This is a genomic window from Streptomyces sp. NPDC032198 (genome assembly GCF_040636975.1).
Taxonomy (GTDB): Bacteria; Actinomycetota; Actinomycetes; order Streptomycetales; family Streptomycetaceae; genus Streptomyces.
On sequence record NZ_JBEZVL010000003.1, the window covers coordinates 340,930 to 356,358 of the forward strand.

Annotated in this window: 14 protein-coding genes; 7 read left to right on the top strand and 7 right to left on the bottom strand. The window is 70.7% G+C overall.

Annotated features, from left to right (window positions below):
* Window positions 1-51 precede the first annotated feature (51 nt).
* Together AB0E78_RS09625 and AB0E78_RS09630 are read left to right on the top strand one after the other, a co-directional pair.
* Window positions 52-732, top strand: a complete 681-nt coding sequence (locus tag AB0E78_RS09625) for a GNAT family N-acetyltransferase (RefSeq protein ID WP_361830022.1) — start codon at window positions 52-54, stop codon at window positions 730-732.
* A gap of 853 nt (window positions 733-1,585) precedes the next feature.
* A complete protein-coding gene (locus AB0E78_RS09630) occupies window positions 1,586-2,101 on the top strand; it encodes an FBP domain-containing protein (RefSeq protein ID WP_361830023.1) in 516 nt (171 codons plus the stop codon).
* A gap of 8 nt (window positions 2,102-2,109) precedes the next feature.
* On the opposite strand, the gene AB0E78_RS09635 is transcribed toward AB0E78_RS09630, so the two are convergent.
* Entirely contained in the window at window positions 2,110-2,499 is a 390-nt protein-coding gene (locus AB0E78_RS09635; protein ID WP_361830024.1) for a (2Fe-2S) ferredoxin domain-containing protein, read from the bottom strand.
* Window positions 2,500-2,590: 91 nt separating this feature from the next.
* Between AB0E78_RS09635 and AB0E78_RS09640 the strand changes: the two genes are divergently transcribed.
* A complete protein-coding gene (locus AB0E78_RS09640) occupies window positions 2,591-3,028 on the top strand; it encodes a VOC family protein (RefSeq protein WP_361830025.1) in 438 nt (145 codons plus the stop codon).
* Between the two features lie 120 nt (window positions 3,029-3,148).
* Here AB0E78_RS09640 and AB0E78_RS09645 read toward each other — a convergent pair whose 3' ends face one another.
* On the bottom strand, window positions 3,149-4,495 hold the full coding sequence (locus tag AB0E78_RS09645; protein WP_361830027.1) for a 6-phospho-beta-glucosidase: 1,347 nt from the start codon (window positions 4,493-4,495) through the stop codon (window positions 3,149-3,151).
* A 162-nt stretch (window positions 4,496-4,657) separates the two neighbouring features.
* Between AB0E78_RS09645 and AB0E78_RS09650 the strand changes: the two genes are divergently transcribed.
* The 3 genes from AB0E78_RS09650 to AB0E78_RS09660 all read left to right on the top strand — a co-directional run bounded on the left by AB0E78_RS09650 (window position 4,658) and on the right by AB0E78_RS09660 (window position 7,136).
* Window positions 4,658-5,536: a hypothetical protein gene (locus AB0E78_RS09650; protein WP_361830028.1), complete on the top strand. Its 879-nt coding sequence runs from the start codon at window positions 4,658-4,660 to the stop codon at window positions 5,534-5,536.
* A 76-nt stretch (window positions 5,537-5,612) separates the two neighbouring features.
* Window positions 5,613-6,917: an MFS transporter gene (locus AB0E78_RS09655; protein ID WP_361830029.1), complete on the top strand. Its 1,305-nt coding sequence runs from the start codon at window positions 5,613-5,615 to the stop codon at window positions 6,915-6,917.
* A 147-nt stretch (window positions 6,918-7,064) separates the two neighbouring features.
* Window positions 7,065-7,136: an excalibur calcium-binding domain-containing protein gene (locus tag AB0E78_RS09660; RefSeq protein WP_361830441.1), complete on the top strand. Its 72-nt coding sequence runs from the start codon at window positions 7,065-7,067 to the stop codon at window positions 7,134-7,136.
* 28 nt (window positions 7,137-7,164) lie between these two features.
* Here the strand turns inward: AB0E78_RS09660 and AB0E78_RS09665 are convergent, their stop codons facing one another.
* The 5 genes from AB0E78_RS09665 to AB0E78_RS09685 form a co-directional block, all read right to left on the bottom strand.
* Entirely contained in the window at window positions 7,165-7,653 is a 489-nt protein-coding gene (locus tag AB0E78_RS09665) for a thioesterase family protein (protein ID WP_361830443.1), read from the bottom strand.
* A 29-nt stretch (window positions 7,654-7,682) separates the two neighbouring features.
* Window positions 7,683-8,675, bottom strand: a complete 993-nt coding sequence (locus tag AB0E78_RS09670) for a 3-hydroxyacyl-CoA dehydrogenase NAD-binding domain-containing protein (RefSeq protein WP_361830031.1) — start codon at window positions 8,673-8,675, stop codon at window positions 7,683-7,685.
* Between the two features lie 35 nt (window positions 8,676-8,710).
* Window positions 8,711-9,607 carry a 3-keto-5-aminohexanoate cleavage protein gene (locus tag AB0E78_RS09675; protein WP_361830033.1) on the bottom strand — a complete coding sequence of 299 codons (897 nt, stop codon included), beginning with the start codon at window positions 9,605-9,607 and terminating at the stop codon, window positions 8,711-8,713.
* Between the two features lie 72 nt (window positions 9,608-9,679).
* Entirely contained in the window at window positions 9,680-10,543 is an 864-nt protein-coding gene (locus AB0E78_RS09680) for a TetR/AcrR family transcriptional regulator (protein WP_361830035.1), read from the bottom strand.
* A 262-nt stretch (window positions 10,544-10,805) separates the two neighbouring features.
* Window positions 10,806-12,758 carry a beta-N-acetylglucosaminidase domain-containing protein gene (locus AB0E78_RS09685; RefSeq protein ID WP_361830037.1) on the bottom strand — a complete coding sequence of 651 codons (1,953 nt, stop codon included), beginning with the start codon at window positions 12,756-12,758 and terminating at the stop codon, window positions 10,806-10,808.
* 392 nt (window positions 12,759-13,150) lie between these two features.
* On the opposite strand from AB0E78_RS09685, the gene AB0E78_RS09690 reads away from it, so the two are divergent.
* Window positions 13,151-15,400, top strand: coding sequence for a terpene synthase family protein (locus AB0E78_RS09690; RefSeq protein WP_361830039.1), 2,250 nt, complete (start codon window positions 13,151-13,153; stop codon window positions 15,398-15,400).
* The last annotated feature ends 29 nt before the right edge of the window (window positions 15,401-15,429 follow it).

The following is a 15,429-nucleotide window of genomic DNA, read 5'->3' on the forward strand; positions in this document are numbered from 1 at the left end:
GATGCCCCGGGCGGCGGCCTCCGTACTGCGCCCCCACGGGGGACGCATCCCTTGGACAACCCCGCCTACGCCGCGTTGAACGGGCCCCACGCGCGGTTCGCCGAGCGGCGGGGGCGCGTGGTCCGGTATCCGCTGGACGTGTCGCCGTGGCTGGGGCTGCCCGATGCTCCGGAGGCGGACGACTGGGCGGATCTCGCCGCGCTTGCGGGGCCCGGCGCGGACGTTCCGCTGGCCGGGGTGCGGGTGGGGTTGCCGGAGGGGTGGGAGGTCACGTTCGACATCGCGGGCGTGCAGTTGGTGGATGACGGGGTGGCCGCCGCGCCTGACGCGGAGGCTGTGCGGCTCGGGGCGGCTGACGTTCCGGAGATGCTGGATCTGGTCCGGCGCACACAGCCCGGCCCCTTCTTGCCGCGAACCGTGGAGCTCGGCACGTACCTCGGCATACGCCGAGGGGGTGCTCTCGTGGCGATGGCCGGGGAGCGGTTGCGCCCGCCCGGGTGGACGGAGATCAGCGCGGTCTGCACGGATCCGGCTGTCCGGGGGGAGGGGCTTGCGACGCGGCTGGTCCTGGCGGTGGCGGACGGGATCCGCGCCCGCGGGGAGACCCCGTTCCTGCACACGGCTGCGCGGAACGTTGGTGCCATCCGGCTGTACGAGTCGCTGGGGTTCCGGCTGCGTCGGACGACACGGTTCTACTCGGCTCGGGTGCCGGTGGGGGGCGCGGGGGGCTGAGGTTTCGCGGGGTGGGGTGCGGTGCGTCTTGGGTGCGGCTGGTCTGCCCCCCCCTCACGCGCGCTGTCGACAGCGGGTTCGCTCGGTGTGTGGGTGCGGTGCCGTGCCGGGGCCGCGGGCTACTTCGGCTCCGGGGTATTGGGAGCCGCGCTCCGGGCGGACGCGAGCGTCACCGACAGCGGGTGCGTACGGGCAACGGGTTCGGTTCGCTCGTGAGTGCGGGGCCGCGCCGGTATGTCCATCCTCGCTAACGTCCGGTGCCCGCGAGGCTACTTCGGCTCCGGAGTATTGGGACCCGCGCTCCGGGCGGACATACCGCCACGTCCCCTGACGCACGTCGCCGACAGCAGGTGTGTACGGGGCAGCGGGTCCGCTCCGTGTGTGGGGACGGTGCCGCGCCGGTATGTCCGTCCTCGCTAACATCCCCTAACCGCAGGGCTACTCCGCCACCGGAGCGCCGCGAACCGTGCTCCGGGCGGACATACCGCCACGTCCCCTCACACACGTCGCCGACAGCAGGTGCATGCGGGCCGGGCACCCCTCCCTAGCCTCAATCGCTGCCCATCCCCCCTAGCCGTACGTTCCCCGCCCGCCCCACCCCCTATCCACGATGCAGCCCCTTCCCGGCAATCGGGCGGATGGGCGGGAAAAACTTGTTCGCCGAGGGGAAGGCTGCGGGGCAATCGGGTGGGTGGGTGGGAAAGGCTTGTTCGGGGCGCGGTGCATGCGGGGTGAGCGGGTGGGTGGGTGGGAAAGGCCTGTTCGGGGTGATCCGGTGGGGGTGGGAGAGGTTCAAGCGGGGGCGGGGAAAAGGGGAGGACGGGTCGGCGGGGGCGTTGGTAGGTTCCGGATCATGGAACCTATCGGCGAGAAAGAGATTCGCGCGGCCTTCGTCAACTGCTCCAAGGGCGAAGCCCGCAGACTCGCCCTCCCTGCGGGCTTCCCGGAGACCCCCTGGTCCGACCTGGACTTCCTCGGATGGCGAGACCCGAAGGCCCCGGACCGCGGCTACATCGTGACGGAGCGGAACGGCGAGTACGTGGGCATCGCGCTGCGCGCCTCGACAGGCGCCCGCAGGAGCCTCCTGAAGTCCAGCATCTGCTCGATCTGCGTGACCCCGCAGTCCGGCTCGGGCATCACGCTGCTCGTGGCACCCCTCTCCGGCCCGGCGGGCCGGCAGGGCAACTCGGTCGGCATCTACATCTGCGCCGACCTCGCCTGCTCCCTCTACGTACGGGGCAAGAAGACCACGGCCCTGGCCCGCCGCTTCGAGGAGAGCCTCACCCTGGAGGAGCAGAACGCGCGCACCATGGCGAACCTCCACGGCTTCGTCGACAGGGTCCTCGAAGGCTCGCAGGGGGCGGCCTGACCCTCGGGTCAGGACTTCCGGGGATCGACCACCTGCAGGGTGAGCGCTGCCGACGGCGGCGCGATCCCCGGGCCGCCCGCCTCGGCCCACTCGAGTATCTCGTCGATGGAATCGTCGTCCATGGCGAAGCCCACCCAGACGGCCCGGCCACCTCGCCGGCGCCCTTCCCGGGAGGGCTGCACGACGATGATGTTCGCCTGCCCGCAGGGCCCGAGGCACTCACTCGTACGCACCGCGAACCGCCCCGCCGACTCCGCCGCGGCGGCCCGCATCCGTGCGAGCTGCCAGGCGTGGTCGGTACCGGGGTGCTTGCGCGAGTTGCCGCAGCAGCAGCCTCGGCACACGACCAGTGTGCAGGGTCGGGCGGCGGCGGATCCGATGGAGATGACGGGGCTCATCCGGTGATCATCTCAGCCCCGATGTCAGACCCCCATGGCACGCTCGGTCCATCGATCCCGCCCGGCGGAGCGAAGAAGTGGAGCAGGAGTCATGTCTACCCAGTGGACCGTCACCATTGACTGTGCGGAGCCCGGTGAGCTGGCCAAGTTCTGGGCTCTCGCCCTGGGTTACGCGGAGAAGCCGCCGCCGGACGGCTTCGACAGTTGGGGGGCGTGGTTCGCGCACCATGGCGTCCCCGAGGAGGAGTGGGACGACGGCGCGTATCTGTCGGACCCTGACGGTTCCGGGCCCAGCCTCTCCTTCCTCAAGGTCCCGGAGTCGAAGGTGGCCAAGAACCGGCTGCACCTGGACGTGCAGGTGGGCGGCGGCCGTGCGACCCCCTGGGAGGTCCGGTGGCCGCGGGTCGTCGCGGCGGTCGAGAAGTTGACCGCCGCGGGGGCCACGGTCGTTCGGGAGCATGAGATGCAGGGAAGGCCGGATCATGTGGAGATGGCCGACCCCGAGGGCAATGAGTTCTGTCTGGTCTGAGGAATCTGGCTCGTCTGAGGAATCCGGCCGGTCTGAGGAATCCGGCCGGTCTGGGGATTCCGGCTCGTCTGAGGATTCCGGCCGGGGATTCTGGCTCGTCGGCCTGTGCGTGGTGCCCGGTCAGCCCAAGTACGCCAGGCCCGGATGCACCTCCCGGTATCCCTCCACCAGCCGTCGCGCCACTTCCACGGAATCCACCAGCGGATGCAGCGCGAACGCCTTCACCGCCGTGGCGCGTGAGCCGCTCTCCGCCGCCGACAGGATCTCTCGCTCCACCGCCTTCACCGCACACACCAGCCCTGTCGCATGGCCGGGCAGCGGGTCCACGGCCATGGGGTGCGCGCCGTTGGCGTCGACGGAGCACGGGACCTCGATCACCGCGTCGGCGTCCAGGGCCGAAAGGGTCGTGCGGTTGCGGACGTTGAGGATCAGCGTCGTCCGCTCGTCGCGCGCGATCGCCCGCATCAGGGCGAGGGCGACCTTCTCGTATCCCCCGGATTCGAGGTCCTCGGCCTCGCGCTCACCGACCCCCGCGGCCTCCCTGTTCTCGGCCATGTACGTGGCCTCGCGCTCGGCACGCGTGGCGTCCCAGGCCTTCAGCGCCGATGAGACTTCCTCATCCCGGCTCAACTGCTCGTAGAACCGTGCCTGTTGTCCCCGCAGGAACGCTCCCCGCGTCTGCTCGGCCTCCTGGTAGGCGCGGACCGCCTCGCGGTTGAAGTAGTAGTAGTGCAGGTACTCGTTCGGGATGGCGCCAAGCGACTGGAGCCACTCCGCGCCGAACAGCCGGCCCTCCTCGAACGAGCCAAGGAGCTGTGCGTCGCCCAGCAGCCTCGGCAGTTCGTCGCGTCCCGCGATCCGCAGGCCCCGCAGCCAGCCCAGGTGGTTGAGCCCGACGTAGTCGATGAACGCCTCGTCGGGGTTGCCGCCCAGCATGCGTGCCACTCGGCGGCCCAGGCCCACCGGTGAGTCACAGATGCCGATGACGCGGTCGCCGATGTGCCGGGACATCGCCTCGGTGACCAGGCCCGCCGGGTTGGTGAAGTTGATGACCCAGGCGTCCGGGGCGAGCCGCCGTACGCGCCGTGCGATGTCGACGGCGACGGGCACGGTCCGCAGGCCGTACGCGATGCCGCCCGCGCCGACCGTCTCCTGCCCCAGGACGCCCTCCGCGAGCGCCACCCGCTCGTCGGCCGCCCGGCCCTCCAGACCGCCCACCCGGATCGCCGAGAAGACGAAGTCCGCGCCCCGCAGAGCCTCGTCGAGGTCGGTGGTGGCGGTGACGGCGGGGGCGTCCGGGACCCCGGCCGCCTGTTCGGCGAGGACACGGGCGACCGCGCCGAGCCGCCCCGCGTCCAGGTCGTGCAGCACGACCTCCGTGACCCGGCCCTCGGCATGGTCGCCGAGCAGCGCGCCGTACACGAGCGGAACGCGGAATCCGCCGCCACCGAGAATGACCAGCTTCACGTCTCAACCACCTTCTGTCGGAACAGCCGCCGGACCGGCGTCGGAACACCTGGCCACCGGCACACGCACATCTGTCGACCTGTCAGAACTCACCCGTCGACAGAGGTCACGTTACGTACGATTGCCCGGCAGCGATCGACCCCCCACGGAGGTAGCGCACCGATGACACACCTCAAGACGTCCGCGAAGGCATCCGCAGCCCTGTTCGGCGCCCTCGCGCTGGCGGTGACCACCGGCACCGGCGCATCGGCCGACACCGCTCCGAGATCCCCCGGCGGCTGGCAGGAGTCCGGCGTCTCGTCCGTCAACTCCCTCACCGGAAGCCAGGGCCTGGCGAGCCGCGCCGACGGCAGTCTCCTCTACCGGGGCCTCGCCTCGGTCCCGCTCGACCTGCGGGTGAAGGGCTGGACCCATGTCGGCGACCCGGACATAGCCGACGGCCACACCTTCGACGCCTACCAGGGCGGCGACGACGCGAAGTCGAAGATGTTCGCCGTCACGACACCCGGCGGCAAGCGCTACCTCTACGAGCACCAGCTCGACGCGGGCGAGAAGCTCAACAACTCCTTCGCCTCGGTCTCGCCCGACAAGCAGTGGCTGGTGTCGGGCGAGTGGGGCGACCAGAACCGGCTCCAGGTCTTCCCCGCCCCGCTCCTCAACTCCTCGACGCCGCCCACCGGCGGAGCGCTCCCCCAGGCCGGTCAGATCTCGCTCGACAAGCCGGTCCGTGACATCCAGGGCTGCGACTTCGTCTCCGACACCCGGCTCGTGTGCGCGTCGAACGACGCGTCGAAGGAGCTGTGGCCCGAGGACCGGCCCGTCCTCCAGGTGGACCTGGAGCGCGCGCTCGACGGGAAGCAGGTCACGGGCAAGGTCACGAGCCTGTTCGCCGCCCCGCAACGGAGCATCTGCCGCGGCACGTTCGAGACGGAGGGCGTGGACTACGACGCCGGGCGGCGCACGCTGCGCGCCGAGGTCGTGCCGCCGGCGCCGTGCCTGGTGACGACGTCCGTCTACGCGTACCGGCCGACGACGGGCTGACCTGCGCACCCACTCTGAACACACCCTGTACAAGCCGGACGTGTGCGAGTGGGCCGGGCGGGGGATGGTCGCGATCATGACACAGCAATACCGGCACGCATCCGTGTCCGACCCGCTCCCCACCCGGTCCCGCCGCCCCGTCCGGCAACTGCTCGCCGCGTCGGTGGGCAACGCCGTCGAGTGGTACGACTGGTACGCCTACACGTTCCTCGCCAATTACATCGCCGACCAGGTCTTCCCCAAGAGTTCGGGCAACTCCCTCGTACCGCTGCTCTCCACGTTCGCCGTCTTCGCCGTCGGGTTCTTCATGCGTCCCGTCGGCGGTCTTCTCATGGGCGCGGTCGCCGACCGGCGTGGCCGGCGCGCGGCGCTGACCGTCACGATCCTGCTGATGGGCGGCAGCAGTCTGCTGGTCGGCCTGACGCCGACGTACGCGTCCGTGGGGGTGCTCGCGCCGGTCGTCCTCGTCCTTGCGCGGCTGCTCCAAGGTCTGTCCGTGGGCGGCGAGTTCGCGGCGTCGACGACTTTCCTCGTCGAGTCCGCCGGTCCCGGACGGCGCGGTCTCTTCTCCAGCTTCCAGTACGTGTCGACCAGCGCGGGGCAGCTCGCCGCGTCCGGTATCGCGGCGCTGCTCGTCGCCACGCTCTCCGACGGGCAGATGGACGGCTGGGGCTGGCGGCTGCCGTTCGTCGTCGGCGCGGTGCTCAGCCTGGTCGGCTTCTGGATCAGGCAGGGTGCGCACGAGACCCATCAGGCACCCCAGGACGAGGCCGAACGCCCCGGCCTGTTCGACGCCCTGCGCCTCTATCCGCGCCAGTCGCTGCTGATCTGCGGCATCACCGCCGGCGGCACCATCGCGTACTACACGTGGACGTCGTACCTTCCGACGTACGCCGAGCTGAACACCGACATCAGCAAGAGCCAGGCACTGCTGTCCGGCACCCTCTCGCTCGCGTTCTTCGCACTGCTCCAGCCGGTGGGCGGACTGCTCTCCGACCGCTTCGGCCGCAGGCCGCTCCTGCTCTTCTTCGGCCTCGGCTTCGCCGTCCTGAGCGTGCCGCTGCTCCGGTCCCTGAACGGCTCGTTCGCCTCGCTCCTGATGGTGCAGTGCGCGGGCATGGTGCTGCTCACCGGCTTCACGTCGATCTCGGCGGCCGTGAACGCGGAGGTGTTCCCCGCCCGGGTACGGGCCGCGGGCATCGGCTTCCCCTATTCCCTCACCGTCGCCCTGTTCGGCGGCACGGCCCCGTACATGGGCACCTTGTTCAAGGAGATAGGGAACCCGGGTCTCTTCCCTTGGTACGTGGCCGTGCTCTGCCTCGTGTCATCGGCGGTCTATCTCAAGCTCCCGGAAACGGCCCACAAGGAACTGGAACGCTAGCCGGAAGAGAGCCGGAAGAGCGATCACGGATACGTCACCGCCCGGCCGGAGGCTGCCGATCCCGGCTCGGGTGGCAGCGGCTCCGGCGGGGGCGGCAGCGTCTCCTACGGGAACTGCAGCGAGGCCCGTGTCGCCGTAGCCGCGCCCGTGCACCGTGGTGAGCCCGGTTATGGACCTCACCTCGACCGTGACGGCGACGGGGTCGGCTGCGACACCTGAGCAGCCTCGCGGCCGAGCGGTTACGCCCCTACTGCTGGCGCGGGACCGCGCCGATGGATCGGCCCGCCCACTCCTGGGGTGCTTCCGTGAGGGCCGTCAGGTGGTCGCGGATCGCGTCCGGGAACGGCGCCGACTTGCCCGCGTTCTGGTCGACGTGGAGGGCGAGGAGTTCGGTGGTCGCCACCGGGGTCGCGTCCGGGGCGATCTCCGCGTCGGGCTCCTTGACCACGTACAGCTCGTGGGTGAAGCGCGCCTTCTTGGCGTCCGCGCCCAGGATGCGGGTGCGGACGGCGAGGTGGGCGCCCTCCGCCACGTCGTCGAGATAGCGGATGTGCGCCTCGACCGTGTAGAGGGAGCAGCCGGTCGACTCGCGGTATCCCGCGTGCAGGCCCGTCTCGATCATCATGGCGTCGGTGGCGTAACCGAAGACGAGGACGTAGAACGCCTCGCTCATGTGACCGTTGTAGTCGATCCACTCGGGCCGCACCGTCCGGTGCAGGAGGGGCAGGGGCTCGATGGGCAGGGGCCCGGAAGGCAGGGAGTCGCTCACTTGGTGTCCTCCTGGGTGCGCTGCTGCGGCAGGCGTCCCGTCGCCCGCAGTACGTCGATGACTCCCTGGTCGCGCTCGGCGACCAGGTCGGCGATGGTCCTGCCGTCCGCCGCGTCGTCGCATCCGGCGACCACGGCGTCGTACAGCTCCTTGTCGAGCTCGGGTGCTTCGAGGCGCGTCCACGGGGACTTCAGGGACGGGCCGAAGTGGTCGAGCATGTGGGCCATGCCGCCCTCGCCGCCCGCGAGCGCGAAGGTGAGCATGGGGCCCATGAACGCCCAGCGCAGGCCGGGGCCTTCGGTGATCGAGTCGTCGATCTCCTTCACCGTGGCCTCGCCGTTGGCGACCATGTGCAGGGCCTCGCGCCACAGGGCTTCCTGGAGGCGGTTGGCTATGAAGCCGGGGACCTCGCTCGCCATGGTGATCACGGACTTGCCCGCGACCTCGTAGAAGCGGGAGGTCCACGTCACCGCGTGCGGGGCCGTCTTGTCGCCGCCGACCACCTCGACCAGCGGGATCAGGTAGGGCGGGTTGAAGGGGTGTCCCACGACGAGGCGGCCCGGATCGGCGGCCGTCGTCTGCATGTCGGTCATGGGATAGCCGGAGGTCGAGGACGCGATGACGACTCCGGCGGGCGCGGCGGCGTCCAGCTGGGCCAGCAGGTCGCGCTTGAGCTCCAGCTTCTCGGGGGCGCTCTCCTGCACGAACTGGGCGTCGGCGACGGCCCCTTCGAGGGTCGGCGTCACGCGGAGGCGGTCCGGGGACGCGCCTTCGGCGAGGCCGAGCTGGGTGAGCGCGGGCCAGGCGGCGTCGACCAGGCGGCGCAGCTTCTGCTCGGCGTCGGGAGCCGGGTCCCAGGCGGTGACGTCGTAACCGCGGGCGAGGTAGTGGGCGACCCAGCCGCCGCCGATGACTCCGGCGCCGACGCAGGCGATGCGGCGTACGTCCTCGGGGGCGCAGGGGGCGGGGGGTGTGGTGATGTCACTCATGGAGGGGTCCTACTCGTCGTGGGGGGGGGAAGCGATCAGGCGCGGGGCTTGAGGCCGAGCTTCTGGCGCGCCTCGTCCGGGGTGGCGACGCGCGAGCCGAGGTTCTCGGTGATCTGCACGGCGCGCTCGACGAGTTGGGCGTTGCTGACCTTGTTGCCCTTGCCGAGGTAGAGGTTGTCCTCAAGGCCGACGCGGACCTGGCCGCCGAGCAGGATGGACTGGGCGACCCACGGCATCTGCATGCGGCCGAGCGCGAAGCTGGCCCACTGGGCACCCTCGGGGAGCATGTTGACCATGGCCTGGAGGACGCCCGGGTCGGCGGGGGCGCCCCACGGGATGCCCATGCAGAGCTGGAAGACGGTGGGGTTGTCGAGCAGCCCTTCGGCGAGGAGCTGCTTGGCGAACCAGAGCTGACCGGTGTCGAAGATCTCCAACTCGGGCCGTACGCCCAGCTCCTGGATGCGCTTGGCGCCCTGGCGGAGCATGTCGGGGGTGGAGATGTAGAGGTTGTCACCGAAGTTGAGGGAGCCGCAGTCCAGGGTGCAGATGTCGGGGAGCAGGTCCTCGACGTGCGGGAGGCGGTCCAGGCCGCCGACGAGGTCGGTGCCGGGCAGCTCGCCGAGGTCCTTCAGCGGCTGGACCGGGTCGATGACGAGGTCGCCGCCCATGCCCGCCGTCAGGTTGATGACGACGTCGGTGCCGGTCTCCTTGATGCGCTCGACGACCTCGCGGTACAGGCGGGGGTCGCGCGAGGGGTCGCCGGTCTCGGGGTCGCGCACGTGGATGTGCACGACGGCGGCACCGGCCTCGGCGGCCTCCACGGCGGAGGTGGCTATCTGCTCGGGGGTGACCGGGACGTGGGGACTCTTGCGTACGGTGTCGCCCGCGCCGGTGAGGGCGGCGGTGATGATGACGTCTTGATTCACGGGCATGGTGAACTCTCCCTCGGGGATGGGGTGTTGGTGCTGTGGTGCAATGACTGGGCGCGTCTGCGAGCGGTGTGTCTACGCGTGGCGTGGCGTGTCTTCGCGCGGCGTGGCGAGCGTCGCGTCGACGTATACGAGCAGCGCCTCGTGCATGTCGTCGGGGGTCGTGCCGTCGATGCCGGGGGTGGAGGCGAGCACCTGGGTCGCGAGGCCGTCGATCAGCGCGGTGAGCCGGAGCGCGGCGGACTGCGGGTCGACGAGGCGGAACACGCCCTGGTCGACGCCGCGCCGGACGACGTCGGCGACCGTCGCGCGCCACTGCCGGTAGTACTCGGCGTGCAGCCGTCCCACGGCGGTGGAGCGAGCTGCCTCCGCCCACAGGTCCAGCCAGACGCTCCACTGCCAGCGCTGCTGCGGGGTGCGCGGGATCTGGAGCTCGATCAGCTGGCGCAGCTCGTCGGCGGCGTCGGCCGCGTCGGCGATACGGGCCGCCCGGCGGGCGGTGTCCTCGTCCATGCACCAGCGGACGGCGGCCTCCAGGAGGTCGTCGCGGCCGGGGAAGTGGTAGTGGATGGCTGCGGTGCTGGTGGCGCAGGCCTCGGCGATGTCCGCGACGCGGACGGCGTGGAATCCGCGCTCGGCGACGAGCCGCACGGTTTCGCGGACGATCTGGAGGGGGCGTCCGCCCTCCGGGGCGGCGGGCGTGCGTTCCCGGCGGGCCGGGGGTGCCACGCTCTGGGTGCCCAGGAGCCAGCCCGCGTCCACGCCGCCGGTGTCGGCGATGCGGGCCAGCTCCGCGGCGGTGAAGCGGCGGGTGCCGCCGAGGGAGCGGGAGAGCTTGGAGGGGTCCATCACGATGCGCCGGGCGAATTCGCGCTGGGTCGCGCCGGCGTCGGCGATGACCTTGCGGACCCTGTCCGCGACCTCGGGGTCTTGCTGCATGGTCGGTCACGCTACCCGGGCGTTGCGCTGATCGCAATCTGCTGGGGCTGGCTTTCCCACGCTGGGTTAGTGCTGACTACCGGGTTCTCCTGCTATTGCGATTCTGACTGACGTATCAGTCACCACAATCGTCATCGATCCACGCACGCAAGGCGCACGGCACCACACGCCCCGCCCACCCGCTCACCCCCTTACTGCGGGGCAAACGGGTGGGTGGGCAGGAGAGATCCGCCGCGAAGCGGCGGGACAGCATCGGGCGACGTCAGGTCCGGTCCGCCACGCCGGCGACGAACTCATCCAGGTAGGGATCAGCGATCTTCACCGGCCCCAGCTGATGATGCTCCGCCGGGTCCACCGAGATCGCCCGCGCCCGTCCCGCGAGGGACTCCATCGAGGCCCGCTCCTTCGCGGCCCCCGCATCGTCCCCCTGCTGGGCGGCGGTCAGCGCCGCGAGCCCGTGCCGCATCGCGGACCCCCACAGCTCCGTCGCGTCGAGCCACTGCTTCGCGTCGTGGAGGAACTGCTGGTCCGGCACCCCGGAACGCAGCACCGCGGGGACCTTCTCGATCTCCCGCGCCGTGGGGCGCAGCCCTCGTACCGCCCCGGCGGGATCACTCTCGTAGCGCTTCCAGAACGCGTCCAGCTTCGGTCCGAGAACCGGGGACTGCGGCTGCCAGTTCGACTCACCGAACGTGGGCGCCGCATGGTTGAGGTCCACGAATGTCTGCACGGCGTCGGCGACCCGCTCATCGCCCCCGGCGAGATACAGCGCCGCCTGCCGCCCCGACCGCGCCCGCTCGTACCCCCGGTCGTTCCAGGAGAAGTCGTTCATGGTGAAGACGGCGAGCTTGCTGGCTCCCTCCTGGTTCATCGGGTTGGACACGATGCCGCTCAGGTGACCGGACAGACCGGGCTCACGCTTGTCGTAGGGCGCGAGCAGCAGCCGCCCCGCCGTACGCGCGAAGTCGTTGACGGGATAGTTGTCCCAGACGAACACCTTCCGCCCGAAGAGCTCGGCGGCCTTCTCCGCCTGGGCGTTGGTGATCTCCGGGGGGACGACGTCCGTGCCCGTCCACATCACCTCGACGGCACCGTCGAGCTCGGCCCGCATCGTCTGCTTGTACGCGGTGTCCGTGAGGTCGCCGTACTCGGTGGGCACCATCTGCAGCGGATTGGCGCCCTCGCTCTTGGCGATGAAGTCGCGCTGGATGGTGTTGAGCAGCCCCACCTGCGCCTTGGCCGCGGGACCGCGGCCCGGCTCGCCGAACTTCGCCCTGTCGGCGTCGCAGTTCCACTTGGTGTAGCTGATGTCGTCCAGCGGTACCGAGAAGGACCGCACCCCGAGGTCGTACATCGCCTGGAGTTTCGCCGTCAGCGCCGTGACGTCGGCCGGGTCCGAGTAGCAGATGGAGCCGCCCGGCGAGACCGCGAACGTGAAGCGCACATGGTTGGCCGTCGCGCGGTCGATCAACTTGCCGAGTTCGGTGAGCTTGTCCGCCGGGTACGGCTCGCGCCACTTCTCCCGGTGGTAGGGGTCGTCCTTGGGCGCGTAGACATAGGTGTTGGCCTTGGTGTCGCCCAGGAAGTCCATCTGGTCCAGGCGTTCGGCCCCGGTCCAGGGCGGCCCGTAGAACCCTTCGATGCTGCCGCGCAGCGGCATGGCGGGGAAGTCGGAGATCTCGGCCCCCGCTATCCGCCCCTTCGACATGAGCTGGCCGAGGGTCTGCGCCGCGTAGAACTGCCCGGTCGCGTCCTTGCCCCCGAGCGCGACGGTGCGGTGCTTCGCCCGCAGCACGTAGCCCTCCGCCTGCTCCGGCACCTTCGTCCCGCCGAGCGCCTTCGCGATGTCGGGGCGCGTGGCCGGGCCGAGCAGGACGGTCAGCGGGGCACGGCCCGACGCCCTGGCGCGTACGTCGATGTCGCGCACCCCGTGGGCGCGCAGCGTCTCGGTGACGCGGCTCCGGGCCGCCTCGTCCGTGGCCTCGCCGACGACGAGTTCGGCGCGCCGCGCGAGCGGTAGGTCGTCGCCCGCCCGGGCCATGTGCTGCGGGGTCGGGGAGACGGCGGGGAGCGTGCGGGCCACGGTTTCCTCCTGGGCGGCCTTCCCCTGGGCCGCCGCGGGCGCGGCGACCGCGGCGGGCGCCGGCGGGACGGCGAGGACGGCCAGCGCGAGAAGCGCCGTTCGCGGTCTGAGCGTGCGGGTGGGGCGGGGCATGGAACCTCCGGGCTTCGGGATGGGGGTGCGGGCGCGTCACGTTGGCAACGTTGTCCAGGAGCGAGAGGAGTCGCCGACGGCTGGCAGCCACCGAGCTAAAGCGCTTGAGCGCCAGCAGGCTAGATCGAGAAAGATGCCCTATACAAGGGGGCGTCGGACGTCAAATACCGGGGGTGGCACGGGTATTGACGGGGCCTTGTTTCTGCCTCACCCTTCCGCCCGGCCGAGGCTCGGACCGCGCGGCGCGCGCCCTTGTAGCCGACTCCGGTTCGCTGATGTTTGAACGCGGCGGATCACGTAATGGTGTGACGCTGCGGCGGTCGCCGCATCGGCCGTGCTCGCGCGGGTAGTGCACCGCTGCCCGTAAGCCGCCGCCGCGAGGAGTACGCCGTATGTCGCAGCCCTTTGAACTGCCCAGCTTCTACATGGTGCATCCCGCGAGCCTCAACCCCCATGTGGAAGAGGCGCGGGAGCACTCCAGGAAGTGGGCACGTGACATGGGGATGCTGGAGGGTTCGGGCGTGTGGGAGCAGCGCGACCTGGACGCCCACGACTACGCGCTCCTGTGCGCGTACACCCATCCCGACTGTGACGGCCCCGCGTTGTCGCTGGTCACCGACTGGTATGTGTGGGTGTTCTTCTTCGACGACCACTTCCTCGAACTCTTCAAACGGACCCATGACCGGGAGGGCGGCAGGGCGTATCTGGGCCGGCTGCCCGCCTTCATGCCGATGGACCTCTCCGCGCCCGTGCCGGAACCGACGAATCCGGTCGAGGCGGGTCTGGCGGATCTGTGGGCGCGGACCGTGCCGTTCATGTCGCGTGACTGGCGGGCGCGGTTCGCCGAGAGCACGCAGAATCTGCTCAACGAGTCCTTGTGGGAGCTCTCGAACATCAACGAGGGACGGATCGCCAACCCCGTCGAGTACATCGAGATGCGCCGCAAGGTGGGCGGCGCGCCCTGGTCGGCGGGGCTCATCGAGTACGCGACAGGGGCGGAGGTCCCTGCGGCCGTCGCCGGTTCCAGGCCGCTGCGCGTCCTCAAGGAGACGTTCTCCGACGCTGTCCACCTGCGCAACGACCTCTTCTCGTACCAGCGGGAGATCGAGGACGAGGGGGAACTCTCCAACGGTGTCCTGGTCCTGGAGAAGTTCCTCGACTGCGGCACGCAGGAGGCGGCGGACGCCGTGAACGATCTGCTGACCTCGCGAATGCAGCAGTTCGAGAACACGGCGCTGACCGAGCTGGCGCCGCTCTTCGCGCGGACCGGGCTGCCCCCGAAGGAGTGCGCGGACGTCCTCGCGTACACCAAGGGGCTCCAGGACTGGCAGTCCGGCGGGCAGGAGTGGCACATGGTCTCCAGCCGCTACATGAACAAGGGCGGCGCCGCCGCGCGCTCACCGCTCGCCGGGCCCGCCGGTGCCGGAACGTCCGCCGCCGGGATCAAGGCGCTGATCGCCGCCACGGGTGCCGAGCGGCTGCGCGGCCATACGCACGTGCCCTTCCAGCGGGTGGGCCCGTCCCGGCTGCCCGATTTCAATCTGCCCTTCGAGACGCGTCTCTCGCCGTACCTGGAGGCCTCGCGCCCGCGCGCCGTGGAGTGGGCGGCGCGGATGGGCATGCTGGAACCGCAGGCCGGTGTGCCGGGTTCGGACATCTGGGACGAGCACAAGCTGTACGGCTACGACTTCCCGCTCTGCGCGGCGGGCCTGCACCCGGACGCGGACCTCGAAGCCCTCGACCTGGGCTCGCAGTGGCTGACCTGGGGGACGTACGGCGACGACTACTTCCCCGCGGTGTTCGGCAGGCGCCGCGACCTGGCGGGCGCGAAGCTCTGCGACGAACGGCTCGCGCTCTTCATGCCGCTGGACCTCGCCGACATGCCGCCGGCGACGAGCGCGCTGGAGCGGGGCCTCGCCGACCTGTGGGAACGCACCGCCGGCCCGATGGACGCGGAGGCGCGCCGGACGCTGCGCACGGCCGTCGAGGTCATGACGGAGAGCTGGCTCTGGGAGCTGGACAACCAGGCGCTGAACCGTATCCCCGACCCCGTCGACTACATCGAGATGCGCCGCCTGACCTTCGGCGCCCCGCTCACCCTGAGCCTGTGCCGCCTGGGCCACGGCCCGCAGGTCCCGCCGGAGGTCTACCGGAGCGGCCCGGTGCGGAACCTGGAGAATGCGGCCGTCGACTACTCGGCCCTGATGAACGACGTCTTCTCGTACCAGAAGGAGATCGAGTACGAGGGCGAGGTCCACAACGGCGTCCTCGTCGTCCAGAACTTCTTCGGCTGCGACTATCCGACAGCGCTCGGCATCATCGACGACCTGATGCGGTCGCGCCTGAGCCAGTTCCAGCACATCGCGACCCATGAACTCCCGGTGCTGTACGACGACTTCGACCTGCCACCATCGACGCGGGACATTCTCGACGGCTATGTGCGCGAGCTGGAGAACTGGATGGCGGGCATCTACACCTGGCACCGGGACTGCCGCCGCTACCGCGAGGAACACCTGTCCCACGGCCCACTGCGGCCCCCGTCAGGCTTCGGCATGGCCGCCGTACGCCCGGACTGGCTGCGGGAGTTCGGCCTGGCCGCCGACCGCCAGATGGAGGAGACACTCGGTCGGGGGCGGAGCTGAGGGGGCCGCTGTCGGACTGCGGCGGGCTG

What these genes read in the sequence shown, in the direction of transcription:
- AB0E78_RS09630 (WP_361830023.1), top strand. Translation starts at nt 1,586, where the DNA reads ATGGAACCTATCGGCGAGAAAGAGATTCGCGCGGCCTTCGTCAACTGC.
- AB0E78_RS09635 (WP_361830024.1), bottom strand. Translation starts at nt 2,499, where the DNA reads ATGAGCCCCGTCATCTCCATCGGATCCGCCGCCGCCCGACCCTGCACA.
- AB0E78_RS09640 (WP_361830025.1), top strand. Translation starts at nt 2,591, where the DNA reads ATGTCTACCCAGTGGACCGTCACCATTGACTGTGCGGAGCCCGGTGAG.
- AB0E78_RS09650 (WP_361830028.1), top strand. Translation starts at nt 4,658, where the DNA reads ATGACACACCTCAAGACGTCCGCGAAGGCATCCGCAGCCCTGTTCGGC.
- AB0E78_RS09655 (WP_361830029.1), top strand. Translation starts at nt 5,613, where the DNA reads ATGACACAGCAATACCGGCACGCATCCGTGTCCGACCCGCTCCCCACC.
- AB0E78_RS09670 (WP_361830031.1), bottom strand. Translation starts at nt 8,675, where the DNA reads ATGAGTGACATCACCACACCCCCCGCCCCCTGCGCCCCCGAGGACGTA.
- AB0E78_RS09675 (WP_361830033.1), bottom strand. Translation starts at nt 9,607, where the DNA reads ATGCCCGTGAATCAAGACGTCATCATCACCGCCGCCCTCACCGGCGCG.
- AB0E78_RS09680 (WP_361830035.1), bottom strand. Translation starts at nt 10,543, where the DNA reads ATGCAGCAAGACCCCGAGGTCGCGGACAGGGTCCGCAAGGTCATCGCC.
- AB0E78_RS09685 (WP_361830037.1), bottom strand. Translation starts at nt 12,758, where the DNA reads ATGCCCCGCCCCACCCGCACGCTCAGACCGCGAACGGCGCTTCTCGCG.
- AB0E78_RS09690 (WP_361830039.1), top strand. Translation starts at nt 13,151, where the DNA reads ATGTCGCAGCCCTTTGAACTGCCCAGCTTCTACATGGTGCATCCCGCG.